The organism is Enhygromyxa salina (assembly GCF_000737335.2).
GTDB lineage: Bacteria > Myxococcota_A > Polyangia > Nannocystales > Nannocystaceae > Plesiocystis > Plesiocystis salina_C.
In genome coordinates this window covers 177666-202501 of the sequence record NZ_JMCC02000001.1, presented here as the reverse complement: position 1 = coordinate 202501, position 24836 = coordinate 177666, and the positions used below count along the sequence as shown (strand labels likewise).

The 24836-nt window shown below is 66.4% G+C and carries 19 protein-coding genes; 10 read left to right on the top strand and 9 right to left on the bottom strand.

Annotated elements, in window-relative coordinates; translation table 11 throughout:
• Window positions 1-3: 3 nt before the first annotated feature.
• From DB30_RS00835 to DB30_RS00810, 6 genes are all read right to left on the bottom strand, one after another.
• On the bottom strand, window positions 4-426 hold the full coding sequence (locus DB30_RS00835; protein ID WP_052546006.1) for a hypothetical protein: 423 nt from the start codon (window positions 424-426) through the stop codon (window positions 4-6).
• A 25-nt stretch (window positions 427-451) separates the two neighbouring features.
• The gene (locus DB30_RS00830) at window positions 452-1027 is read right to left on the bottom strand and encodes a TetR/AcrR family transcriptional regulator (RefSeq protein ID WP_052546005.1); all 576 of its coding nucleotides are present in this window, start codon (window positions 1025-1027) and stop codon (window positions 452-454) included.
• A 68-nt stretch (window positions 1028-1095) separates the two neighbouring features.
• The gene (locus DB30_RS00825; RefSeq protein ID WP_052546004.1) at window positions 1096-2088 is read right to left on the bottom strand and encodes a Rieske 2Fe-2S domain-containing protein; all 993 of its coding nucleotides are present in this window, start codon (window positions 2086-2088) and stop codon (window positions 1096-1098) included.
• A 42-nt stretch (window positions 2089-2130) separates the two neighbouring features.
• Complete coding sequence (locus DB30_RS00820) at window positions 2131-3183, bottom strand: aspartate aminotransferase family protein (protein WP_146657761.1); 1053 nt, start codon at window positions 3181-3183, stop codon at window positions 2131-2133.
• Window positions 3167-3799, bottom strand: coding sequence for a sugar transferase (locus tag DB30_RS00815; RefSeq protein ID WP_052546020.1), 633 nt, complete (start codon window positions 3797-3799; stop codon window positions 3167-3169). The genes DB30_RS00820 and DB30_RS00815 overlap by 17 nt, the downstream gene beginning before the upstream one ends.
• 5 nt (window positions 3800-3804) lie before the next feature.
• Window positions 3805-4950 carry a GNAT family N-acetyltransferase gene (locus DB30_RS00810; protein WP_052546002.1) on the bottom strand — a complete coding sequence of 382 codons (1146 nt, stop codon included), beginning with the start codon at window positions 4948-4950 and terminating at the stop codon, window positions 3805-3807.
• A 146-nt stretch (window positions 4951-5096) separates the two neighbouring features.
• On the opposite strand from DB30_RS00810, the gene DB30_RS00805 reads away from it, so the two are divergent.
• The 5 genes from DB30_RS00805 (at window position 5097) to DB30_RS00785 (ending at window position 17238) form a co-directional block, all read left to right on the top strand.
• On the top strand, window positions 5097-7406 hold the full coding sequence (locus DB30_RS00805; RefSeq protein ID WP_146657760.1) for a GumC family protein: 2310 nt from the start codon (window positions 5097-5099) through the stop codon (window positions 7404-7406).
• Window positions 7407-7466: 60 nt separating this feature from the next.
• Entirely contained in the window at window positions 7467-8630 is a 1164-nt protein-coding gene (locus tag DB30_RS00800; protein ID WP_146657759.1) for a glutathione S-transferase family protein, read from the top strand.
• A 184-nt stretch (window positions 8631-8814) separates the two neighbouring features.
• Window positions 8815-9537 (top strand): hypothetical protein, encoded by a 723-nt coding sequence (locus DB30_RS00795; protein ID WP_052545999.1) that lies wholly within the window; start codon window positions 8815-8817, stop codon window positions 9535-9537.
• A 28-nt stretch (window positions 9538-9565) separates the two neighbouring features.
• Window positions 9566-11779, top strand: a complete 2214-nt coding sequence (locus DB30_RS00790; RefSeq protein WP_276204314.1) for a flotillin family protein — start codon at window positions 9566-9568, stop codon at window positions 11777-11779.
• A gap of 20 nt (window positions 11780-11799) precedes the next feature.
• Entirely contained in the window at window positions 11800-17238 is a 5439-nt protein-coding gene (locus DB30_RS00785; protein WP_146657758.1) for a DNA repair ATPase, read from the top strand.
• A gap of 23 nt (window positions 17239-17261) precedes the next feature.
• Here DB30_RS00785 and DB30_RS00780 read toward each other — a convergent pair whose 3' ends face one another.
• Together DB30_RS00780 and DB30_RS00775 are read right to left on the bottom strand one after the other, a co-directional pair.
• Window positions 17262-17591: a hypothetical protein gene (locus tag DB30_RS00780; RefSeq protein ID WP_052545998.1), complete on the bottom strand. Its 330-nt coding sequence runs from the start codon at window positions 17589-17591 to the stop codon at window positions 17262-17264.
• A gap of 22 nt (window positions 17592-17613) precedes the next feature.
• Window positions 17614-18534, bottom strand: a complete 921-nt coding sequence (locus DB30_RS00775) for a hypothetical protein (RefSeq protein ID WP_146657757.1) — start codon at window positions 18532-18534, stop codon at window positions 17614-17616.
• 45 nt (window positions 18535-18579) lie between these two features.
• On the opposite strand from DB30_RS00775, the gene DB30_RS00770 reads away from it, so the two are divergent.
• A complete protein-coding gene (locus DB30_RS00770; protein ID WP_146657756.1) occupies window positions 18580-18828 on the top strand; it encodes a hypothetical protein in 249 nt (82 codons plus the stop codon).
• Here the strand turns inward: DB30_RS00770 and DB30_RS00765 are convergent, their stop codons facing one another.
• Window positions 18829-20988 carry a prolyl oligopeptidase family serine peptidase gene (locus tag DB30_RS00765; RefSeq protein WP_052545995.1) on the bottom strand — a complete coding sequence of 720 codons (2160 nt, stop codon included), beginning with the start codon at window positions 20986-20988 and terminating at the stop codon, window positions 18829-18831. It abuts the gene before it with no gap.
• A gap of 250 nt (window positions 20989-21238) precedes the next feature.
• On the opposite strand from DB30_RS00765, the gene DB30_RS00760 reads away from it, so the two are divergent.
• The 4 genes from DB30_RS00760 to DB30_RS00745 all read left to right on the top strand — a co-directional run bounded on the left by DB30_RS00760 (window position 21239) and on the right by DB30_RS00745 (window position 24753).
• The gene (locus tag DB30_RS00760) at window positions 21239-21661 is read left to right on the top strand and encodes a hypothetical protein (protein WP_052545994.1); all 423 of its coding nucleotides are present in this window, start codon (window positions 21239-21241) and stop codon (window positions 21659-21661) included.
• A gap of 654 nt (window positions 21662-22315) precedes the next feature.
• Complete coding sequence (locus tag DB30_RS00755; protein WP_165703568.1) at window positions 22316-22516, top strand: galactose oxidase-like domain-containing protein; 201 nt, start codon at window positions 22316-22318, stop codon at window positions 22514-22516.
• Between the two features lie 264 nt (window positions 22517-22780).
• Complete coding sequence (locus DB30_RS00750) at window positions 22781-23377, top strand: 3'-5' exonuclease (protein ID WP_165703567.1); 597 nt, start codon at window positions 22781-22783, stop codon at window positions 23375-23377.
• Between the two features lie 389 nt (window positions 23378-23766).
• Complete coding sequence (locus DB30_RS00745) at window positions 23767-24753, top strand: hypothetical protein (RefSeq protein WP_146657753.1); 987 nt, start codon at window positions 23767-23769, stop codon at window positions 24751-24753.
• The last annotated feature ends 83 nt before the right edge of the window (window positions 24754-24836 follow it).

The window sequence follows — 24836 nt, the reverse complement described above, 5'->3', positions numbered from 1 at the left end:
CACCTACGATGCCAACGCGTGCCGATACCGGAGCTGGTTCAGGTTCAAGGCAGAGAAGACCACGATCGCCAGGGCGATGTAGACCAGAGGCCACTTGGGGCTCAGCCGCAGGAGGAACTCCGAGAACAGCGCCCCGATCATGACGGTGCCCCCCAGCAGGTTGGACGCCCCGACCACGTACAAGGACTCCTTGTTGCTCGGAAATCCCTTCTTGGCGACCAGGAACAGGCTTGTCGCGTAGCCAATGATCACCACGGTGAGGGTGATCCCCGTGAAGATTCGAAAGAAGGTTGGGTCGATGCCAAGGGGCTTGGCCATCTCCACAAACGCGGCAACGGAGATCGGCCACGCAAACAGCTTGGAGATGGCAAACCGCACCAAGACCGCGGCGTTGAAGAAGTGGGTGAAGAGGTAGAATTTGCTCATTGGAGTGTCCTCGAGTGCCGGGCTCCTACAGCGGTGCCTGGGTGACGAGAGCGCGATCCAGCCGCTCGAACTCGCGCTTCATGATTGTGGGGTCGCACAACGCGTGCGTGAGGAGCGAGGCTCCCTGCATGGAAGCGACCAGCTCGACAGCCTGCGCCTTGGCCTGGCCTCGACGGACACCAAGAGCTTGGTACTGGCTGGCGACCCAGTTGGTTTGTATGCGCAGAAGGTCACCGGCCTCGTCGGCCAGGACGCCCTCGCTCTTGCGGAGTTCTTGCGCGAGCGTCCCGTACGGACACCCATGGGTCGCGACGCGAGTTCGTGCTTGGCTGGCCCGACGCACAAACTCGCGCAGCCGCTCGTGAGGATTGGAGATCGTGGCCTCGATGTCTGCGTACCGAGCCTCGATGTCGAGCCGGCGCTGAGCGATGACGGCACGCGCGAGCTCCTCCTTGGTCTTGAAGTAGTAGTAGACGTTGCCGATCGGAACGCCCGCGCGCTCGGCGATGTCGGCCAGCGAGGTTCCCCGCAGCCCCTGCTCGTAGAGAACCTCGCAGCCCGCGGCGACGAGCCTCTCCCGCTTGTCAGACGTCCTTGCCATCGTTAGTTAGTTGAATAACTTACTTCAAGGACAAGCGCAAGGCAGGCCGCGTGGGCCGACCTCACGCGCTAGGAGTAAAAAGCGTCGGCCCAAGCCCGATAGTCGCGCAGCCCGCTCTCTTCGGGCAGCCAGGCGGGCGCGGCCAGCTGCCGCTTGCGGGTCCACATTTGCATGTGCTCGTCGGTCGCCGCCATCAGCTCGGCGTGACCGGAGCGCTCGATCGAGGGTTCGATCAGCGCCAGGGGGAACGGCCGAAACAGCGCGGGGAGGCGGGCGCGCTCGAGCTTTTGCATGCTGTAGACGACGTGCAGGTCGACCTCGTTGGCCGCGCGCGGCACCGCGAGCATGAACTGGTTGACCACGATCCCCATGCTGTCCACGGTCGAACGAATGTGCTGATAGCCGAGGCCGACGGTGCGGACCTCGACGTGGGTCCGCACGTGACCGTCGCGCACCCCGATCAGGCGAAGCAGACGCTGGCCCGCGGGGGTGGCCGGGTGACGCATGACCAGCGAGGCGTGGATGCTGCTGGCCTCGATCGTGAGCGGGTCGACGGGCTCGACGTCTTGCTCGGCGTGGAGCGTGGTGTTGTGACCAATGTCGACGGCGTGAACCTCGAGCGGCTCTTCCATCGCGAGCGCGAGACGCTCGGTCCGGATGCGGTAGGGCAAGAAGGCCTCGTGCTCGAGCTGCGGGAGCTCGAAGCTCGGGCCCGTGCCATCCGGCGCGTACCAGCTGAAGACCATGCCTGCGATCTCGCGGATCGGGTGCACGCCCAGGCGCATGCAGGCCCCTTTCGCGCGGGCCTCGACGCACTCGCCGTTGGGCTCGAAGCGCAGGCCGTGGAGCGGACAGCGGATCCGATCGCCCTCGAGAGTGGCGCCCTGTCCAAGGTGCGTGCCGACGTGGGGGCAGTGGGCGTCCGCGACCACGAGCTGGCCGCTCGCGGTGCGGTAGACCACCCGCGAGGAGTCGGCGATCTCGACGCTGTGGACCTCGCCGGGGAGGAAGGTCTTGGCCAGGCCGACGAAGATCCAAGAGCGCGGTGGCGTCGTTCGCATCGCGGGGCGGAGCTTATCAGGCAACGTTGATCGGCACTTGTGCTAGTACCCTGCCGCCACGCGTTGCATGTCTGCCGCCGAGTAGCGTGCGTCGCAGTGCAGCGCCAGCACGCGATCGGCCACCTCGCAGGCTTCGGGGAACATGGCGCGGTGGTCCGGTAGCTCGTCGAGCGGCCAGAGCACGGCTGGGTAGATCCGCGCCGCGATCAGCCGCCGCCGCGCGAGCTCGCGGGCGACCGCGCTCGGGAACAGCAGCACGCACGCAAACGGCGTCAGCGAGGGATCCGCGGGCTGCAACAGCCCAACCTCCTCGGCGGCCAGGTGACTGGCGAAGGCCTGAAAATTCTCGCGTCGCCGCGCGCGGAGCTGCGCGATCGGCAGGCACTCCAGCAGCTCGGCCGAGACCGCGCTCATGCCGACGCCCGCGAGCTCGGCCAGGCGGTCCTCCGCCGCGATCGCCAGCGCCCGAAACCGTGGCTTCGAGACCGGGTGCCCCGCCAAGTACAGCGACTTGAGCAGCATCGCAGGGAGCTTGGCGGCCGCCGCCTCGCAGGCTTCGGGCTTCGAAGGAAGCCGCCCCCCCACGGGCGACCAGAGCACCGCGCCATCGGGCAGCGGCAGGCTCTTGCGCAGCGAGGCCAGGCAGTAGTCTGCGTCACTGTCGCGCGCCCAGGGCCCGCAGGGATCATGGGTGTGATCGTCGATCACTGTCAGCCCGCGCTCGCGCAGGGTCGCCGCGCTGTTCGGCCGGCGCAGGCCGAAATAATTGATCCGCACAATCGCATGCCCAGATTGGGCATCCGCTGGGATCCGCCCCTGGGCCTGGCTTGGGTCGTCGGCGTAAAACCGCACCCGATCACCCACGGCCGCGACCAGCTCGGCGCACACGTAGCTGGGCAGCCACACGCGCGGCCAGCCCCCGTGATCGAGTAGCGCCCGCAAGGCCCCGCGACCTGCCGCATAGCGGATCGCCTCGAGCCCGGCGAGCCAGCGACTCGCGTCGTCATCGGTACCGGCGATGTCCAAGCCAGGCCAATGAAAGTCAGAGCCGTGCTCCCAGCGCGCGTCGTCCACCCCGTCACTCTCCCGGTTCATGCGTAGGCGCGTCGATGAAGCCCAGATCATCGACATCGGCCAGGCGCTGCCCCGTGTGCTGCCCGCTGCCAACCACCACCTGCGCCAAGGTCTTGGCCACAATGCGCAGGTCCAGGCCCAACGAGCGATTGTCGACATACCAGACATCGAGCTCGAGCCGCTTCGAAAATGGGATGAACTGGCGCCCGTTGACCTGGGCCCACCCCGTGATGCCCGGCGCGACCTCGTGGCGACGCATCTGCTCGGGGGTGTACTTGCCCAGGTACTCCAGCAACAGCGGCCGCGGACCAACCAGGCTCATGTCGCCGCGCACCACGTTCCACAGCTCGGGGAGCTCGTCGATGCTGGTCTTGCGCAGCAGCTGGCCAAGCGCGGTGACCCGGGCGCCGTCGCTGTGCAGGCGCGACTCACCCGGGCGCGGCTCGACCATGGTTCGGAATTTGTAGATTGTGAATGGCTCGCCGAAGCGGCCCGGTCGGCGCTGACGAAACAAGACCGGGCGGCCCATGCTCACGGCGATCGCCGCGGCCGCGCCGGCCAGAACGGGTGACAGCGCCAACAACCCGGCCGTCGCCAGCGTGAGGTCCAGGCCCCGCTTGATGGTGTCACGGATCATGAGGATCAACTTTGTTGGTTGGTGGCCGCGCGATAGACTGGAAAGAACTCGCCAGCGGCCTCGCGCGAGCCACCGGCAGCCTGCCAGTCCGCGACCAAGCGATCGTGCAAGTCGGGGCACGGGATCACGCGCCAGCTACAAAACCGGCCGCGATGCGGCGAGAACCCGCGCTTGAACCGAAACAATGGATCTTGCTTGGCCCCCACGCCGCCGCCAAGGTGCATGCGCCAGTCACCGCGCGCGGTCTGGCGGCGGCGGACCGCATCGAGCATCAGCCGGGTGGGCGACGCTCGCTGCCAGGCCGTGGCCGTGCCCGAGAGGTGGTATTGCACGATCCCCGCGCAGCTGGTGAACACGCCACCGGCGATCACTTGGCCCTGCTGTTCGACCAAGGCTAGAAACCCGCGCCCGCGCAACAGCGTGGCGAGCCGCTCGAGGTAGCGGCGCTCGTCTTGCGCTGGGCTGACGCTCGAGGACAGGGACAGCATGTCGCTCGCGCCCACGCGATCCATCGTCTGCGCGTACACCGGGTAGAATTCGTCGAGCCGCGCGAACGCTTCATCAAACTGAACCTGCAAGCCATCGCGCCCGGCCCGGCGGATCAGGTTGCGGTGGGTGCCGCGGTAGCCCGCCCACTGCGTGGCTTCGTTGGCCTGCAAGTCGATCCAGACCGTGGGCCCGTGCTCGACGACGCCGCCAAACCGACCCAGCGCCTGCTCGGGACACCCCAGCAGCGGGTGCAGGCGGACAAACGCCGAGGCCACCCGGCGCGCAGCCATGGCGGTGACGAAGGCTTCTACTGCGGCGGACTCGAAGCTGGGGCTGCTGCTGGTGAACAGCGGCGCCGGGTAGCCGTAGGGCGAGATCGCGTCACAGGCCGCGCTGGCCGGGAGCGCGCGCAGGATCAACGGGAGCAGCGCGGCGCGGCTGGGGTCGCGTCGATCTTCGACCAGCAGCGCGAACCCGCGACCACCGAGGCGCTCGGCCTCGAGAGCGACGTACGCGGGCAGATGATGAAAGTCGTGGCGGGTGCGGCCGAGCAGGTTCGCCCAACGCTGGGCATCCTCGCTGGCCAGCGGATCGAGCCAGCGATGCGCCAGCGCGCCGCCCACGGCGGAGCTGGTCCCGCGCGTCGCCATGAGCCCATCCATGCGCCGAATGTGCCATGAAACGCGGGGATCTGCGAATCACAAACTCACGCAAATCGGTGTGAAGGACCCTCGCCGGATCGGCATTCACAACATGCCCACCTCGACCGCGTCGCTAGGCGCTGCGCAGGTGCGGCGCCAGGTGATCCGTGCTTGATGATCCCCGAGACATCCCGTCGGATGCCCAGCTCGTCGGTCCAGCCCGGGGCGACCCGCGGCGCCCCGAAGGCCGGACCTGGCCGCGATCAACTCATACGCCGCCCTACGCCGAAGCCGAGCCAGCCGCGAGCTGGACCGCGACCATGGGCTCGGCGCTCGAGATCCTCGCGATCTTGCGGCGTCGCTGGCTTCGGATCGCCGTGACTTGCTTGATCGTGGTGGTGACCACCGTGCTCGCGGTCTCGCTGTTGCGGCCGCAGTATCGGGCAGAGGTCACGTTGTTGTTGCAGCCAAGCGGCGCCCAGGTGCTCGATGAGGTCCAGGGTCTTGGCGAGCAGCTCGACACCAACACCTACCGCCACTACTACCGCACGCAGCACGAGATCATCTCGAGCCGCGCGGTCGCAGCCGAGGCCCTCGCCCGGCTGGGGCTCGCCGAGGATCCGGGCTTCTTGGGTATCGCTGATCTCGCGGACCCAAACGAGCGGGCCAAGGCAGAGGCCGAGATCGATCCGATCGAGCGGCTGCGCGAGCTGGTCGAGATCCGCGAGGTTCATGACTCTCGCGTGGTGCGGATCCGCGTCGAGTACTTCGATCCAGCGCTGGCCGCCGAGATCGCCAACACGGTCGCGCAGGCGTACCTCGATCACGTTGGCGGCGAGCGATCGGACACGGGCGCCCGCGCGGCCGGGGATCTCGGGCTCGAGCGCGACCGGGCCCGTCAACGCCTGCGCGCGGCCGAGCAGGCCCTCGACGCCTTCAAGGCCCAGCATCAGATCACGACGATCGCCCTGGAAGATCGCCAGAGCGTGATCACGCAGAACATCATCGAGCTCAGCCTGCGCACCAAGGCCGCGCAGGCGAGCAGCTTTGAAGCCAAAAACCTGTACGAGCAGGCCAAGAAGCTGCATCAGCGCGGGATCGCAGCCGGGGCCGCGGCGCTGCTGCGGCCCAGCGAGCGCAACATCTTCGATCACTTGCTGACCGAGCGCTTGGCGGCCGAAGCCGAGTTCAACGCGATCGACCTGCAATATGGCCCGCGGCATCCAGAGTGGAAGCAGGCCAAGCAGCGGCTCGAGCTGTTCGAGCGGACCACGAAGGATCAGGCTGGCGGCCACCTCGCTACATTCCTGGCCCGCTACGAGGCCGCGCATGCGACCGAGCAACAGCTCGCGGCCGAGCTCGAGCGCGAGCGGCTGCGGGCGCTCGAGCTCACGCGGCTCGAGCCGGGCTTTCGCGAGCTCGCGCGCGATGTCGCCGACGCAGAAGAGATCTACTTGGTGCTGTCGCGGCGCGACACGGAGGTCGAGCTGACCAATCGGATCGAAGATGAGCCGCAGGTTCGGATCCTGGATCCGGCCACGACCCCACGCGAGGCCGTGCGCCCGCGGGTTGCCCTGTGCGTGGCGGCTTCGGTCGTCGTTGGCCTGCTGCTTGGGTGCGTGCTCGCGGTCAGCGTGGATCTGCGCGACCACACGCTTCGGGATCTTCGTGACGCGGAGCGAGCGGTCGCGGGCTGGGATATCGCGGTGCTCGGCCAGCTGCCCAAGCTCGCGCCGGATCCGGCGATCGGCCCCGCGAACCTGCGAGCCCAGCGAATGCGTCGGGACCTGCAGACCCATCTGCTGCCGCAGTCCCTCATGGCCGAGCGCGCCCGCAAGGTCCGCGCCGCGATCGGGTTTGGCATGGGTAAAGAGCGCTGCCCGGTGCTGTTGGTGACCTCGCCGGGCTCGTCGGAAGGCAAGAGCTCGACGGCGCTGAACCTGGCGCTGAGCTGGTGCCAGGCCGGCAAGCGGGTGCTGCTGATCGACGCCGACATGCGCCGGCCACGACTGCACGAGGTGTTTCCGGCGGGGCTCGACGCTGGCAACGTGGGGTTGGCGTCGGTGCTGCAAGGCAGCTGCGAGCTCGACGACGCGATCGAGCGTGGGCTAGCCGGTGCGCCGGAGCAGCTCGCGGTGTTGCGGTGTGGGCCCGTCCCCGAGACGCCCTCGGAGCTGTTGGATACCCACGCGTTTCGTCGGTTGTTGGCGAAGCTGCGCGAGCGCTTTGATCTGGTGATCTTCGACTCGCCACCGGTGCTGCCTGTCGTCGATGCGTTGTTGATCGCCCGGCAAGTAGACGGCGTGGTGTTGGTGGCGCGAGCTGGCGCAACCTCGGAGCACGAGGTGCAGCAGAGCCTGGGCTTGTTGCGACAACGAGACACCAACCTGCTGGGCTTGGTGCTCAACGACGTGGACCTGCGGCGCGAGGGTGGGCGCTATGGGTCGGCGTACTATCGCTACGAGGCAACAACCTGATCGTGTGGTTCTTTGCCGCCGGCGGTTCGGCCCGCGGCGGCTGGTCAGAATCTACCGCCGTTGCTACCCTCCCCCGCGAATGACCCGCGCGAGCAGATGGTCATGCCCTACACGCTGATCGCCGCCGAGGTCTCGCTCTACAGCGGCAAGGCCCGGGCCTACCTCCGCCACAAGCGTGTCCCCTTCGAAGAGCTGTTCGCCAGTCGCAAGGTCCTCGTCGAGATCGTCCGGCCCAAGACCGGGCTTGCGATGATCCCCGTGCTGCTCACCCCCACCGGCGAAGCCGTCCAAGACACCACCGCGATCATCGACCACGTAGAGGCCAAGCACCCCGTGCGCTCGGTCTATCCAAGTACGCCGTTGCTGCGCCTCGCGAGCCTGCTGCTCGAACTCTACGGCGACGAGTGGCTGCTGATGCCCGCCATGCACTACCGCTGGCACTACAAGCGCCAGAACATGCGGCTGATCATGACCGACTTTGGCCAGATCGTCGCGCCGGGACTGCCCGCGCTGCTCCACCCGCTCGCCGGGCTGCCGCTCGCCGCCTACTTTGGCGGCAACTATGGGCGCGCGCTCGGGATCAACCGCCACAATCGCAAGGCGATCGAGCGCAGCTACGAGGCGTTCTTGCGCGACTTCAACACCCACCTTGGCGAGTATCCCTACTTGCTCGGCGCACGCCCGAGCGTTGGCGACTTCGGGTTCATGGGCCCGCTGTATGCCCACCTTTATCGTGACCCCGCGCCCGGCCAGCTCATGCGCCGGCTCGCGCCGCGCGTCGCGAGCTGGGTCGAGCGCATGAACGCGACGCCCACCACCAACGAAGACCCAGGCAGCTTCGTCCCCCACGACGAGCCGCCGCCAACCCTCGACCCGATCTTCCGCCGGCTGTTTAGCGAGCACTGGCCCGTCGTCGCCGACACGATCGCGGGCGTGGATCGCTGGGTTCGCGCCCACCCCAACAAGCCCAGGATCTCGCGCTTCGTGGGCGAGCACAGCTTCACGATCGAAGGCGCGACGACGACCCGCTGGATTCAGTCGTTCACCCAGTGGATGGCCCAGCGCCCGCTGGATGCCTACCACGCCCTTGGCCCCGAAGACCGCGCCCGCGCGGATCACTGGCTGGCGCGCGTTGGCGGTGACCAAGCTCTGCGCTCGCAACCACCAACACGGGTCGAGCGAGTCGACAATCGTCTGGTCCCGGTTCGCAGCGACGCTCGCTGAGATCCCATTCTTGCAGCCAGGCCGGGAAGTGAACGCGCTCCCCCGAGTTCCCCGGGCCTGAGCGCGACACAGCCAGCTAGGATCGCGGCCACGGCCAGCGAGTCCCGTTTGGCGAGCGGACACGGCGGGGCCGATCCGTCCTCGATCATCACGGCGGAACCTGGCAGACTGCGCGAGCCCCGACATGACTGAGTTTCTTCTCGCTGCGCTCACCTTCCCCGCGGTCGTCTTCACCACGCTGCTGGGGATCGTGCTGGGGTACTGGGCAATGGTGACGGTGGGGGTGTTCAGCCCCGACGCGCTCGAGGGTGTGGTCGACGGCGCGCTCGAGGGGGCCGTCGAGGGTGCGACCGCGCTTTCGGCCCCGCGCGACGAGGATCCAGCCGAACCAGGCGCGCTGGCGCTGCGCGAGCCAAGGCGTGGATTCCTCGCCAAGTACGAGCTGCGCCGGGTCCCCGTCACGGTCAGCTTCTCGCTGTTCACCCTGTTTGGCTGGGCGCTCACCCACGGGACCACGCTGCTGGCCGGGTCGGTGCTCGACGGCCTGGTCGCCCGCGGGCTCTGGGGTTCGGGCGTGATGCTGCTCGCCATGCTGATCTCGCTGCGGCTGACCTCGTGGGCGATCGTCCCGATCGCACCGTTTTTCTCCGACGCGCAGAGCCTGTCCAACGACGACATGATCGGACAGATCGCCCGCGTCCAGACCATTCGCGTGACTCGCAAGGTCGGCCAAGCCACGCTCAACACCACCGGTGGCTCGCTCAACGTCACGATCCGCGCCGACGAGAGCCTGGGTCTGACCAAGAACGAGCGCGTGATGTTGGTCAGCTACGACCCGCAGCTACGCGCCTTCGAGGTCGAGCGCATCGACGACATGCTGCCCTCCGAGGTTACCAAGAACTCCTGACTCCGACTCCCGCTGCAGACCCCACGTCATGTCCATCGCCACCATCATGTCATTTACGCACAGCCTCATGCTCGCGCCCGATCCCATGGCCAACCTGCTCACGGTTGGCATCTTCGTTGGTTCGGGCCTCGCCCTGTTGATCGGACTGGGGGTCGTTGTCGCGGCCTTCTATCGCAAGGTCGATCAGGGCTCGGCGCTCATCATCAACAAGATGGGGGCGGTGCCCACGGTCAAGTTCACCGGCGGGATCGTAGTCCCGATCATCCACCGCGCCGAGATCATGGACATCTCGGTCAAGACCATCGTCATTGACCGCCGCGGGTCCGACGGGCTGATCTGCAACGACAACATCCGCGCCGACATCAAGGTCACCTTCTTCGTGCGGGTCAATCCACAAGACACAGATGTCATGGAGGTCGCGCGGGCAATTGGCGCCCGGCGGGCGTCGGATCAGCAGACCCTCGAGGCGCTGTTCACCTCCAAATTCTCGGACGGCCTCAAGACCATTGGCCGGCAGATGGACTTTCAGGATCTCTACACCAAGCGCGACGCGTTCAAGGTTGGGATCTTGGAGACGATCGGGCAAGAGCTCAACGGCTACCGCCTCGACGACTGCGCGATCGACTACCTCGAGCAGACGCCCATGACCGAGCTCGATCCGGCCAACGTGCTCGACTCGCAGGGCATCCGCAAGATCACCGAGATCACCGCAGACCAGAACATCAAGACCAACTACCTCAAGCAAGAAGAGCGCAAGGCGATCACCAAGCAGAATGTCCAGGCCGACGAGGCCGTGTTCGAGCTCGATCGCCAGCGCTCCGACGCCAAGGCCAAGCAAGAGCGCGAGATCGCCACGATCCAAGCCCGCGAGTCCGCCGAGACCCACAAGGTCCAGGCCGAAGAGGCCAAGAAGGCCGACGTCGCCCGGATCAAGCAGGAAGAAGAGACGGCGATCCAGCACGAGAACCGGCTGCGCGAGGTCGAGGTCGCCCAAAAGAACCGCGAGCGCGTGATCGCGGTCGAGACCGAGCGCGTCGAGAAAGAGCGCTCACTCGAGGCCATCTCGCGCGAGCGCGAGGTCGAGCTGCAGCGCATCGCCAAGGAAAAGGCCCTCGAGATCGAGCGCAAGGACATCGCCGACGTGGTCGCGGCCCGCGTCGCGGTTGAGAAGAACGTCGCCCAAGAAGAAGAGGCGATCAAAGATCTGCGGGTGCTCGCCGAGGCCAACCGGACCAAGGACGCGCGCGTGGTCGCGGCCGAGGGTGAAGCCCAAGAGCAGCTCGTCAAGCACATCAAGCACGCCGAGGCCCAAGAGCAGGTCGCCAAGCACAAGGCCAAAGAAAAGCTCACCCTGGCGGAAGCCGACCTCGAGGCCTCCGACAAGCAAGCGCGCGCCAAGATCCGACTGGCCGAGGGCGCCCAGGCCGAGCAGGCCGCTTCGGGGCTAGCCGAGGTCAGGGTCAAAGAGGCCAACGCCCTCGCGATTGAAAAAGAGGGCCAAGCGGAGGCCCGGGTCACCCTGCAGAAGATGCAGTCCGAGGCCCAGGGCGAGCAAGAGAAGGGCCTCGCGGTCGTCAAGGTCAAAGAGGCCGACGCCGCCGCGGTCCAAAAGCAAGGCGAGGCCAAGGCCGAGGCCACCCGCGTCATGCTGATTGCGACCGCGCAAGGCCGCGAGGCCGAGGCCGCCGCGATCGAGAAGGTCGGCATCGCCGAAGCCGTTGCGATCCGCCAAAAGATGGAGGCCGAGGCCACGGGCTTGGGTCAGAAGGCCGAGGCCATGAAGGCCCTCGACGGCACCAGCCGCGAGCACGAGGAGTACCGGCTGCGGCTCGAGAAAGAGAAAGAAGTCGAGCTCGCAGGGCTCGGGACCCGCGAGAAGGTCGCCGAGTTCCAGGCCTCGGTCATGGCCCAAGCCATGGCCTCGGCCAAGATCAACATCGTTGGCGGCGACGGCCAGTTCTTCGATCGCTTCGTCAACGCGGTCACGCTTGGCCAGTCGCTCGACGCGGGCCTCGACAACAGCGATACCGCGCGCACGGTCTTCTCGGAGTACCTCGACGGCCGCAAGAGCCTACCCAAGGATCTGGTCGAGGTGCTCTCGCGCCCGGCGATCGACGCCGAGACCATCAAGAACCTCGGCGTGACCGGGCTGATCAGCCAGATGATGAGCCAGTCGTCCGAGGCCGACCAAAACAAGTACGCCGACCTGTTGGCCGCGGCGCAGCGGCTTGGCCTGAAGTAAGGGCCTGAACCAGGCACCGCATGGCCGAGGACAGCGATACCCAACACAACAGTGGCTCGGCCGACGACGTCGGCGGCAGCTATGAGGTCATTCGTGCCCGGCTCGTCGAGCAGGCCCGCGAGCTCGGCAAGCGGGCCCGCGCGCTCAACGACCACCGGATCCGGACCTTCGGCGGCACCGAGCTGACGATCATTGGCACCGAGCACGTCCGCACCGACAACAACTGCGTCCCGTGTGACGTGGTCATGGTCAACGGTCGGATGCTGTTCGGCTACAACGTGTTCTTGGGCCTGCGCAAGCAGACCAAGCGCGAGGACGTGTTCTCGCTGCACAACTTCGCGACCACGCCCGAGGGCTTCGATCTGTCGGCGCTGCCGGCCAACGATCCCGACCGGGCGTTCCTCGAAGACGAGCAGCTCGCGGCCCAGTTCCACGAGCTCTACGAGTATTACAAAGAAGCCCGCCTGATCCGGCTGTCGCGCAGCGAGACCAAGCTGCTGGCGATCTTCCAGATCGGGGCCACCCACGACGACATCCGGGTGTTTCGCTGGTCGCTCGACGCGGAGGGCCGCGCCAACTACATCGACAATCGGGGCGAGCGCGACTACGTGTTCCCGCCCCAGCACGACTTCGAGTGGCACCGCACCGGCCGCGAGCACCACGTCGCCGGCCGCCACCCGCACGTGTCGATCCTCGACGAGGTGTTCGTCGAGACCGTGGGCGGCGACCTCACCGTCAAGGTCGAGAACAACACCGAGGACGGCCACGGCATCTACTCCGAGCCGGTCGAGGAGCGCGGCCAGAGCCTCGACGACGCCGAGGTCAGCTACGCCAAGGTTGGCACGCTGATCTTGCTGAGCGTGCTGCCCTACCGCGAGACCACCCGCCGGTTCCTGGTCTACGCGACCCGCTCGCGCAAGGTCGTGCGCGCCGACGCGATCGGAGCCGCGTGCGTGCAGCTGCCCGAAGACCACGGCGTGATCTTCCCGGGCGGGTACTTTCTTCAAGACGGATCCCACAAGGTCTTTGACGGCGACTACTCGAACTTCGAGTTCGAGCGGGCGATCAAGAGCCCCAACGGCGAGGACGTCCTGTACGTGTTCCACCGCCGCGCCGGGGGCCAGTACGCGCTGTTTCCCTACAACCTGATCCGCAAAGAGATCGGCTCGGTCATTCCGTGTCACGGGTTTAGCGTGTTCTCCGACGGCCGCATGGCGGTGTTCCGCGCGACCTCCGACGAGCCCTCGCGCATGCACGCGATGCAGTTCTGGCAGACGCCCTTCACCTCGCTGCAGTTCGCCGCCGAGGCGCCCGCCGCCAAGGGTCCGCTGGCCAAGATCGGCAACGCCGAGCTGGTCCGCGGCATCTCCGAGTGCCTGTCGCTGCAGCGCGCCGTTGACGAGCAAGAGCCGACCCGGCAGATCTACGAGGATCTCGTTGGCGCCCTCAATCGGGCCCTGGACACCTATTACTGGTTCTCCCGCGACGACGTTGGCAACCCGCGCGAGGTCATAGATCAGCTGCGCGAGACCGCGTCGCTGATCGTCGACGAGTTCGACAAGGTCGTGGCGATCCGTAGGGAAGCCGCCAAGGCCCTCGCCCAGGCCGAGCACGAGCAAGCCGAGCTGCTGCGCGCGGTCCGGCCCAGCTTCTTCGACACCGTCGAGCAATTCATGACCGCGCTGACCGGGCTTCGCTCGCGTCGCGGTCACGTGATCTCGCTGCGAGACATCCGCTACATCAACCGCGAGCGCCTCGACGAGCTCGAGCGGGAGTTGATCGACGCATTCGACAAGACCTCGGCCGCGACCGTGGAGTTCCTGCTCGACGACAAGGCCTTCGATCCGCTCAGCTCGCGCCTGGTCGAGCTGGCCAGCAAGATCGAGGTGCTGGTGAAGACCAACGAGGTCCCGGTCCTCGCAACCGACATCGAGGCGACCGGCGAGGGGCTCAACGTGCTGTCCGAGGTGATCGGTGGGCTCGAGGTCGACGATCCAACCAAGCGCACCACGATCCTCGAGCGCATCGCCGAGGTCTTCGCCCAGGTCAACCGCGTCCGGGCGATGCTGCAAAACAAGCGCCGCTCGCTGATGTCGGCGGAGGGCAAGGCGGAGTTCGTCGCCCAGTTCAAGCTGTTCGCGCTGTCCGTCTCGAGCGGGATCAGCATGGCCGACACGCCCGAGCGCTGCGACGAGCAGCTCTCGCGCCTGCTGGTCCAGCTCGAGGAGCTCGAGGCCAAATTCTCGGAGTTCGATGAATTCCTGACCGAGCTCGCCAGCAAGCGCGAAGAGGTCTACGAGGCGTTCACCCAGAAGAAGCAGCAGCTCTTGGACGAGCGCTCGCGCCGGGCCGAGAACATGGTCTCGGCCGGCAACCGGATCCTGCAAGGCGTCGCCCGCCGGGCCAACTCGTTCAAGTCCACCGACGAGCTCAACGCCTATTTTGCCTCGGACCCGATGGTGCTCAAGCTGCGCGAGCTGGCCGCGAAGCTGGCCGCGCTTGGCGACACCGTCAAGGCCGACGAGCTCGACTCGCGGGCCAAGTCCGCCCGCCAAGACGCGCTGCGCGGGCTCCGGGATCGCCTGGAATTGTTCGAAGGTGGTGAGGCCGGCGCCGCGCTGGTCAAGCTTGGCCGCCACCGCTTCACCGTCAACACCCAGCCGCTCGAGCTGGGCATGGTGCCAACCGACGACGGCATGATGATGACGCTGTCGGGCACCGACTTTCGCGAGCTGGTCGACGACGAGGCGTTCAGCGCCACCCGGGACTACTGGAACCAGACCCTGGTGTCCGAGACGCCGCAGGTCTACCGCGGCGAGTACTTGGCCGCGTCGATCCTGTTCGCGGCCGAGCGCGGTGAGGCGGGCCTGCGCGTGGCTGCCCTGCACGAGGCCCAGCGCGCCGACGCGGGCCTGCTGGGGCTGGTCCGCAAGGTCGCGAGCGAGCGCTACGACGAAGGCTACGAGCGCGGCCTCCACGACGCCGACGCCGCCGCGATCCTCGACAAGCTGCTGGTGCTCTACGGCGGCGCGGGTCTGCTGCGCTTCAGCGTCGAAGGCCGGGTGCTCGGCCTGGTGTTCTGGAGCGAGCTCCTGCAGTCCAACGCGGAACAACACCAAGCTCAATGTCGGCGCTGGCAGATCAGCGCTCGCAGCCTTGGCCAGCTCCGCGCCGAGTATGGGGACAGCCACGCGACCCGCTCGCTCGCGACCGAGCTGGCCACGGCGATCGAGGCCTTCTACACCGCCCAACAAATTCCAGTCTCAACGGCCGCCGCTCGGGTCGCCGGTAGCTACCTGGTCGAAGAGCTGGGGTCCGAGCAGCCTCGCTTCGTCGTCAGCGCCGAAGCCAGCGCGCTGCAGGCACGGTTCATCGCCGCGATCGAGCTGCGTGGTGGGCTTGGCGGCGGGCTCCGGGCCGTCCTCGAGACCGACCTCTCGACCCTGGGCAGCCTGCGCGCGCGCTGGAACCTGGCCCGCGCGTGGGTCGACAGCTACCTCGCCAGCCAGGACACCAACGACGCCGCCAAGCTGGTCGCCGACGAGCTGGTCGGCCTGCTGCTCACGCCCACGCTCGAGCGCCAAGAGTCGACCGCGCTGCTCGGGATCGAGGCCGAGGGCCTGCTCGGTCAGCACCCGCGCATCAAAGACAGCAAGCTAGCGATCCGCCTCGACGAATTCCTGTCGCGGCTCGAAGAATTCAGCCGGGTCCGCGTGCCGGGCTACGCCGCGTATCGACGCCGCCGGCAAGAGCTGCTCGAGCGCGAGCGCAGGCGCCTGCGCATTGATGAGTTCCTGCCGCGCGTGCTGTCTTCGTTCGTTCGCAACAAGCTGATCAACGACGTCTACCTGCGGATCATCGGCGACAACCTGGCCAAGCAGCTTGGCGCAGCCGGTGACGCCAAGCGCACGGATCTCATGGGCCTGCTGCTGCTGATCTCGCCGCCCGGCTACGGCAAGACCACCTTGATGGAGTACATCGCCAGCCGGTTTGGCCTGGTGTTCATGAAGGTCAACGGGCCCGCGCTTGGCCACGACGTGATCTCGCTCGACCCAAGCGAGGCGCCCAACGCCACCGCCAGGCAAGAGGTCAACAAGATCAACCTCGCGCTCGAGATGGGCAACAACGTGATGCTGTATCTCGACGACATTCAGCACACCAACCCCGAGCTGCTGCAAAAGTTCATCTCGCTGTGTGACGCCCAGCGCCGGATCGAGGGGGTGTGGAAGGGCAAGACCCGCACCTACGACATGCGCGGCAAGAAATTCTGCGTGGTCATGGCCGGCAACCCCTACACGGAGTCCGGCGACAAATTCCAGATCCCGGACATGCTCGCCAACCGGGCCGACACCTACAACCTGGGCGACATCCTAGAGGGCTCGGACGAGGCGTTTGCGCTGTCGTACATCGAGAACGCGATCACCTCGAACGCGACCCTGGCCCCGCTCGCAACCCGGGAGCAGGCGGACATCTACAAGCTGATCGCCATGGCCCAGGGCGCCGAGATCCCGAGCAGCGATCTCTCGCATGGCTACGCCGCGGTCGAGCTTGGCGAGATCAAGAAGACCTTTCAGCACTTGTTTGTCGTTCAGGACACGCTGCTCAAGATCAACCTCGAGTACATCCGCTCGGCGTCGATGGACGATCGCTACCGGACCGAGCCCCCGTTCAAGCTGCAGGGCAGCTACCGCAACATGGCCAAGCTCGCCGAGAAGGTCGTGCCGGCCATGAACGAGGCCGAGCTGCAGAGCCTGATCGAGGATCACTACGTTGGCGAGGCCCAGACCCTCACGACCGGCGCCGAGCAAAACATGCTCAAGCTCGCCGAGCTGCGCGGGGTCTTGACCGACGAGCAGCGTGCCCGCTGGGACGAGATCAAGCGCGGCTTCGTCAAGGCCAAGAACCTGGGCGGGGCCGAGGACGACCCGACCACGCGGGTCACCAGCCAGCTGTCCAACCTCGTCGATCAGTTGGTCGGGATCCAAGGCGCGCTCGCGGACAAAGGCTTTGGCGTGCAGCTCGAGGGGATTCGAACGGTGCTCGACCAGGCTACGCGGCAGCTCGAGGCCCAGGCCAAGGCGGCCGAGGTCGAGCGCAAGAAGGCCTCGCTGGCGGCGCCCGTGTTCGCGCCCAAGCCCGCCGTCGCGCCACCGCCCCCGAGCCCGTTTGGGCCGCCGGGGTCACCGAGCTCGGCGGACTTCGCCAAGCTGCTCGAGCGGCTGGGCAACCCCAAGTTCGAGATCACGGTGCCGCCGCCTGCGGGGATCGAGGAGCTGCTGGGGAAGCAGGTCCAGATCATCGAGCGCACGCTGGTGCCGCTGGTTCGCACGGCGACCAAGAAGCTCGAGGATCGGGTCGCCCTCGAGGCCAAGCTCGACGAGGTGATCGCGGCGCTTGGGTCGATGGATCTGCGCATGAAGCAGGGCCTGGCGCCGGTCGGTCCACCCAAGCGGGGCTGACGGCTCGCTAACACGGAACCGCGTCAGTCGAAAATGCTCGCTGTCTCGCTTGCCTGCGTGGCGCGGGCTGCCCAGCGCTTGAGCAGATCTGGGTTGTTGCACGCTCGGATCCTGGCCTCGGTCGCTGCGTCAATCGGGAGCTCTCGCAGCTCGAGGATCGTGAACAAGATCTCCGCGAGACCCTCGAGCTTGCCCTCGAGCTTGCCCTCGAGTTTCCCGCGGTCCAACCCGTCGTGGTACGCGATGCTGTTGAGTTCGAGTTCGGTCAGTTTGTGTTGTTCTTCCATGTTCATCGCTTCCTTCATCTGGTCCGCCTCGTGCTTGCGCCAGTCGGCCCATCCTGGGGGGCTCACGGCTCGCTAACACGGAACCGCGTCAGTCGAAAATGCTCGCTGTCTCGCTTACCTGCGTGGCGCGGGCTGCCCAGCGCTTGAGCAGATCTGGGTTGTTGCACGCTCGGATCCTGGCCTCGGTCGCTGCGTCAATCGGGAGCTCTCGCAGCTCGAGGATCGTGAACAAGATCTCCGCGAGACCCTCGAGCTTGCCCTCGAGCTTGCCCTCGAGTTTCCCGCGGTCCAACCCGTCGTGGTACGCGATGCTGTTGAGTTCGAGTTCGGTCAGTTTGTGTTGTTCTTCCATGTTCATCGCTTCCTTCATCTGGTCCGCCTCGTGCTTGGGCACGGCGCTCAAGATAATCGCAGCGTAGCGCCAGCGGCGTTCATCCGCGAGCTCCAGGGCCATCTCGAATGCAATTCGAGCGCTCTCGTAGTCACCGTTGATCGCGTGGATCACCGCCGAGAGCACCGTCCACGCCGGTCGTAGTCGGGCTTCCTCGAGATCGCTGATCCGCGGCATGTTTTCGTGGTCGAGAACCAGCAAACCTTCACGGATCGGAATCTCGAGCCGCCCAAGCCCTCGAGACCAACGCGCCACAGCTTTCGACAGTGGAACGACGAGAACCGCAGTATTTCGACGTAGACGCTCGGCAAGCAGCGCCCAATAGACCCACAATCGCCATCGCTTGACGGAGTTGATCTCCTTTTGAACCTCGACGATCACCGCGATCCCAGCCCGCCGATATTCTGGGCGCTGAAGCTCGGCGGAGAGGGCGACATCCATGCGAATCTCCCCCGTGTCGCCGACCACGGGCAGGTAGCGATCGAGCTCGCCCTTGCGATCCGTGTATTGTGTGAGTTCAGGCAACTCGATGCCAAACACCGAGCGCAGGAGATCGAACGCGAGGGCCGAGTCATCACAGAACAGCGAGACCACGCCTTGATGGAGTGTGCTTGGCATCGTGACGCACACCAAAGGCAAGCGACGTGCCACGCAGATTTGTCAGTGATCTCGTGCGAACCGCAAAAATTGGTGGCCCGTCAGCGGGACGGTGGCCCGCCGGCGGGCCACCTCGTGTGGCCCGCCAGCGGGCCACTGGTTTGCACGGCGACCAAGAAGTTCGAGGATCGGGTCGCCCTCGAGGCCAAGCTCGACGAGGTGATCGCCGCGCTCGGTTCGATGGATCTGCGCATGAAGCAGGGCCGACGCCGGTCCGTCCACCCACGGGACCCGAGCGGAGCTGACAGCTCCTGATCAGCCTTTGCCCCAATTGGGCGCCAGCTCGGTCAGCAAGAACGACAGGATGTCCGCGTAGGACTCGATCCGCCCCGTCACCGAGTCCGGCCCGCCGTGCCCAGCCTGGGCCTGCGTGCGCAGCAGCACCGGGCCCTCGCCTGCGCTCGCGTGCTGCATCGCGGCGACGTACTTGCGGGCGTGGAGCGGATCCACGCGATCATCGGTGTCCGCCGACATCATCAACAACGACGGATAGCGAACGCCAGCGCGGATCTGGTGATACGGCGAATACTCGTACAAGGCCGCGAACGCGCTCGGATCTTCGGGGTCGCCATATTCGTCGATCCACAGCTCGCCGAGCCCAAACTTTGGATAGCGGATCATGTCCAGCAACGGGACCTGGCAGACCACCGCGCCAAAGAGATCGGGTCGCTGGGTCGAGGCCGCGCCGACGAGCAGGCCGCCGTTGGAGCCGCCCATGATCCCCAGCGTGGCCGGGCTCGCGTAGCCGGCGGCGACGAGGTGCTCGGCCGCGCCGATGAAGTCGTTGAACACGTCTTGCTTGTGCCCGCGCTTGCCTGCGCGGTGCCAGTCTTCACCGTACTCACCGCCGCCGCGAATGCTGGCCTGGGCCCAGACGCCGCCCCGCTGGGCCCACAGCGCCGCGAGCGGGTTGTAGCCCGGGGTGATCGGGATGCCGAAGCCGCCGTAGCCGTACAAGACCGTGGGGTTTTGGCCATCGAGCACGAGGTCGCCGCGGTGCAGCACGAACACCGAGATCTGGGCGCCGTCGGGCGAGCGGGTGAACAGCTGGCGCATCACCAGCTGCGCATCGCGGGCTTCTTGCAGGTCCTCGGGCGCCCAGAACAGCTCGGGCGTCGCGGTTGCGCGGGCCTCTGCGGGGATCGGGACCCTGTAGATCACGCCCTCCTGGGCCAGCGAGCTGAACGCGATCAATGCCTCGTTCACGCTGGGATCCGTCCAGATCCCCGCGACCGCGCCCGCCGAAGGCAGCTCGACCGGCCAGCTGCGCCCATCGTCGAGCCGGCGCACGATGACGCGGGCGTTGACGTCATCGAGATAGTTCAAGATCAGGTGACCATTCATCAGGGCCACGCTGTTGAGGACGTGCTCGCCCTGCGGGACCACCTCGCGCCAATTGCTGCGCGCGGGCGCCTGCGGATCGATCTCGATCAGCCGGTAGCGTGGGGCGCCCTCGCTGGTGAACAAGTAGAAACGATCGCGGTAGCCAAACGCGATGTTGGTCGCGCCGCTGCCAACGGTCAGCGGCTGCAGCTCGCCGCCACTCTTTAGATCCTGAAAGTAGATATCTGCGGCCCCGGCTGCCCCGTGGATCACGTGCACCAACAAATAGCGCCCATCAAACACCAGCCCAGGCGCCAAGAAGGTGCGCGCGTCACCGGTTGGCCCGAACACCACCTCGTCGTGCGCGGGCGGCTGCCCGAGCACGTGGCGGCGCACGCTCGCGTGACCGGCCAGCTTGGAGGGTGGGATGGTCGGATCGTCGGGGAGACCCGTATAGTAGAATGATTGGTTGTCGGGCGCCCACTGCGGGCTCGCAAACCGGGCGCCTGGGATCATGTCATTGCGAAGGTCCGTTCCGGTGTTCACGTCGCGCACATACAGGGTCGCCGCGTCGGCGTTGTTGCGGCTGACGGCATACGCGACTTTGTTGCCGTCGCGGCTTGGGTAGATGCTGCGAACGCCAAGGCTGCCGTTGTCGGACAGCTTGGCCGGATCGATGAGCACCCGCTCGCGCCCGCGCAGGCCCTCGCGGACGTAGTAGACCGTCTTGTCGCGGCCTTTGTGGCGGCGGCCGTAGAAGTAGCGATCACCACGCTTGTCGACCGGGCCAACGATCGCGTCGCGGTCCCACATTCGACGCAGCTCGTTGCGAAAGCCCTGCCGATGCGCCGAGGCGCCGAGCACCGAGCGAGCGTGCAGATCCTGACGGCGCACCCACGCACGCACGCCGGCCCGGTCGCCGGCCTCGAGCCAGCGGTAGGGATCGTGAACCTCGCGGCCATGAATGACCTCGACGACGTCTTCGCGTGGGGTTGGCGGCGGGCCGCCACGCGACGGGTCGTCACCGCGGCACCCGACGACGGCAACCACCGCAAACACCGCAGACAACAGCCAGGCCAAGCGAGCGCGCATTGTTGGCGATTGTAGCGTTGCTCGCGGTCGTCTGCCGAACCGTCTCATTTCACCAGCCATCGTACTGCTCGAGCCTCCACGCGAGCCCCATCGCCCCCCGCGCGGGTGGTAAGAATCCTCGGCCCCGCCCAGGACCCAGCATGCCACACCGATCGCCCCTGGAGCCCACGTTGAACTTGGCTACGCTGTCTGGCGCATCGTCCGCGTCGACTACGCCTCAACCGGCACCCAAGCCTGGCCCTGCGTCGGCGTGTCAGAGATCGTTCGCTACCAAGAGGCGATGATCCTCGAGGAGGTCGAGCCCGAGATCCGCGTCCTCGACCCCCGCCAAACCCAGTTCATTAGCGACACCTCGAGTCAACACCGAGCCAGCCTGCTCTCCACCGAGAGCGTGCTCCGTGACGTCCCGCCCCCGGTCGATGGCCTCTACATCGGCCCCGAAGCACTGGAGCAGCTGCTGCCCAAGGCGGTCGACGCCGTCAAGCGTAGGCTCGAGGCCGACCGCGCCGAGCTTGGCCCCAAGCTCAACAACGAGTTCGAGCGGCTCGAAGCGCGGCGGCTCGAGCACATCGAGTCCCTGATCGAGCACCGCCGTGATCCCCGGGCCGAACTGACCACGGCCGATGAGTCCTTCTTGCAGGTCATCGCCAGCGTCGTTGGAGGTGCTGCGTAATCGGCACCGCTATTGTGGGGCGCCGGCGCAGATCCACGTAGTCAGGTGTCGCATCTGCGCATCGTTGACCGGATCCAAAGTGCCACCCTGCGGTGACCTGGGCAGGGGCACGCTTGGGTGCCCGAGAGTTCTTACCACAAATAGGACTCCGAGGGCGCGCCTGGGGTGATCAACGGCATCGCCGTTGCGGACTGCGTAGATGGCACGCCGTTCAAGCGGTCGTACGCATCAATTGACAGATCGAGTCCTTGGGCAGAGGCCGCGCCGCCGTGGCAATCGCCCTGGGCGCAATACAGGTCCCAAAGCGGCTGAATGACCTCAGCGTGACTCAATTCGCCGAAGGGGGTGTCGCTGGCCAATTCTGCACAATTCAACGTCGGCTCGATCTGGCCGGAGGCGAACTGGAACTCACCTGACGGTGACCCGCACGCTGGGGTCTTGTCTCGTCGGCTTCGGTCTCATCAGTGATCTGCGTTGGTCCGCACGCGCTGACGTGCACGCCTGCGGCCAACAGCAGGATCAGCCGCAACTCGGGCCGACGTCGCACCACTCGAGCTCCCTCGATGAGGCCCCAGAGGGCACACAATCCGGGACGCAGGCGACCCCGCGTGAGTAGTTCGGCCCCCCATCATGTTGGCCAACACGGGGCTGTCGGTGAAGACATCAGTTGACCAAGGCCAGCTCTTCGTCCCGCTCACGGTGCTCGGGGCAGACGCCAACAGCGTGACCGTCCGCGCGCCCGCCCCCCCAAGGGAGGCAACGCCCGGGTACTACATGCTGTTCGTGTTGTCGGAGAACGGCGTGCCAAGCGTCGCGCCCTACGTTAGGATTCAGCAACCATGCCGCGCCTCGTGATTTCTACCGCTGCTGCGGTCGTGCAGGCCGCCGTCGCAACTTCTTCGTGTAGAGATCGTGAAACGGTGAGCGAATCGTGGCCGATCGATGAGTTCTTCGAGGGTATCGAAGGCTCTCGCTCGGGGCCAGCGTCCCCTGGTCGTTCGCGAGATCTCGCGAGCGAGTCCTCCGGTCCCAGTTCCAAAATGGGCCACCTTTCACCGAGCGACTCGCGGCCCAAGCCGACACGCCCGTGGTAAAACACCGCTCTGCCGCCCAGTGCCCATGCTCGCATTCGCCCCCGGATCCCATTTCAACCATCGCTACGCCGTCGGGGGTGTGGCGCGTGTCGACACGTCCGCCATCATCCCGGAGGTCGACGATCTAGACGACGGGGCGGATACGACGAAGGGCTACAAGTCGCTGATGCACGGCAACCCGCCGGACGTGCAGCTGTTCGAGACGTTTGAGGGCGAGGTCGCGGGGATCGTCGAGTGGGTGGGGCGGGGCGAGCCGTCGCGGACTTGCCTGGTCGCGCGGACGAACAAGCTGCGGGATCAGTACGAGGCCGCGCTCAACCAGGCGGGGGTCGAGACGTACAGGGTGCAGCGCTCGAAGCCGGATGATCCATCGAGGCCCGGGCTGCGCGTGGCGACGATGCACCGCGTGAAGGGGCTGGAGTTCGAGCGGATGATCATCGCGGGGGTGAACGATGACCTGATGCCGTGGTGGCGGGCGGTCGAGCGGTCGGAGGATGCGTCCGTGAAGCGGGAGGCCGAGGAGATGGAGCGGGCGCTGTTTTATGTCGCGGTGACGCGGGCCAAGCTCGAGGCGTTGGTCACCGCGCACGGAAAGCCTAGCCGGGTGCTGAAGGCAGGATGATCGGAATGCGTTGTGCGACGTGTCAAAAAGCTCTCGAGCACAGCTGGAACCTGTGCCCATTTTGTGGTGCGCGAGCTCCCGCACGAGCGACTCTGCCGACTTCGGGCCCGAAGGCGACTTGGACAGCATGGAGTCTCTACGATCGCCATCTCGGCCTCGCGGTCGTTCCATCTGTCCAAGCAGTCGCCGCCGCCGTCGAAGCTGAAGACCTCGCCGAACTTGCGGAGGCCTGCCGGCCCAGCCGCTTAATCACGGCGCTCAGTAAAGCCATGCGGAGCCTCGGCGGAGTCGCGGAGCGATCAACTTTACCTCCATCGTTTAGCGAGGCCCTCGGAAGGTTCGCCCTCCATGAGCCTCATGAGGTGAGGATTACCGAACGGCTGACGCCCGTGACAGCCGAGATCAATGCTGCCATTCAAGCGCTGGTCGATGCCGGAGAGCTCGATCCTGGCTTCCTCGACGTGGTGGTGCAGTACGTCGAACAGCGCGACCAAGCTGGGCGTGTGGCACAGATCGCCAGTGCGCTCACGGGGGTGGATGCGGGACTGGCCGGCGTCGTCACTTTCATGTTGATCAGGTGGCTGGGCAATGGGGCTTCGGACATGAGAAAGCAACGGCTTGGCACTGCATGGGTTGCTATGTTCGTTGCTGCAACGGAACTCGTTGATGAGACGTGGGATACCCTCGTCCGCAAGTGTGCCGACACGGGGCTCGTGCTGCGCGAGTCGGCAGAGTTGCGCGAAATCGAAGCCCAGGCGCAGAGCTACGACGAGCAACTCGTCACGCAACAACGACAGCCCGACGGCTCGTTCGACCAGACCTTGTCTTTGGCTCATGCGCTGGCACGACGACAGCCGGACGCGCCCCCCGTACTGAATCTGGTCACGCGCGGCGAACTACTAGCCGAAGCTCGTGCGCAGCTACTTGGATCATGGGCCACTCGACTCTCGATCGGCATGGACGAAGATGAGCAGCGTCGCGCCCGGCAGGAATTTTTGCGGTTGCCGCTCGGTGACTCCGTGATCGCGTTCTTCTCGACATCCATATTCGGGCAGGGCAAAGCCGGACTCGTTCTCACGACCGCGTCGGTGCAGTGGCTGACAGGCGCTGAGCCCCAACGCATCGGCTATGCGCAGCTGCGTCCCGAGCGAATCAGCTGGTCGGACAAGCAGCTAAAGATCGGAGATCATCAGGCCGAGCTAGACACTGAGGTTGACGCAGAGGCGGCCGGCAGGGTCCTGCAAGGTTGCCTGCGCTTGTTGGCTGTTCGGCCCGGACCACCAGAGTGTTATTGCGGTGCGCCCATGCATTGGTTCGTGTTTGGGCCCAAGGCCGCCGTGTGCGCTGGCTGCCGTACTACCATCGAGTACTGGTGAGACGATGAATCTGCTCGACGAGTGAGCTTTGACCGAAGCGCTCGACTCAGAGACAGCCGTGGTCAGTTTGCAGCCGACCGAAC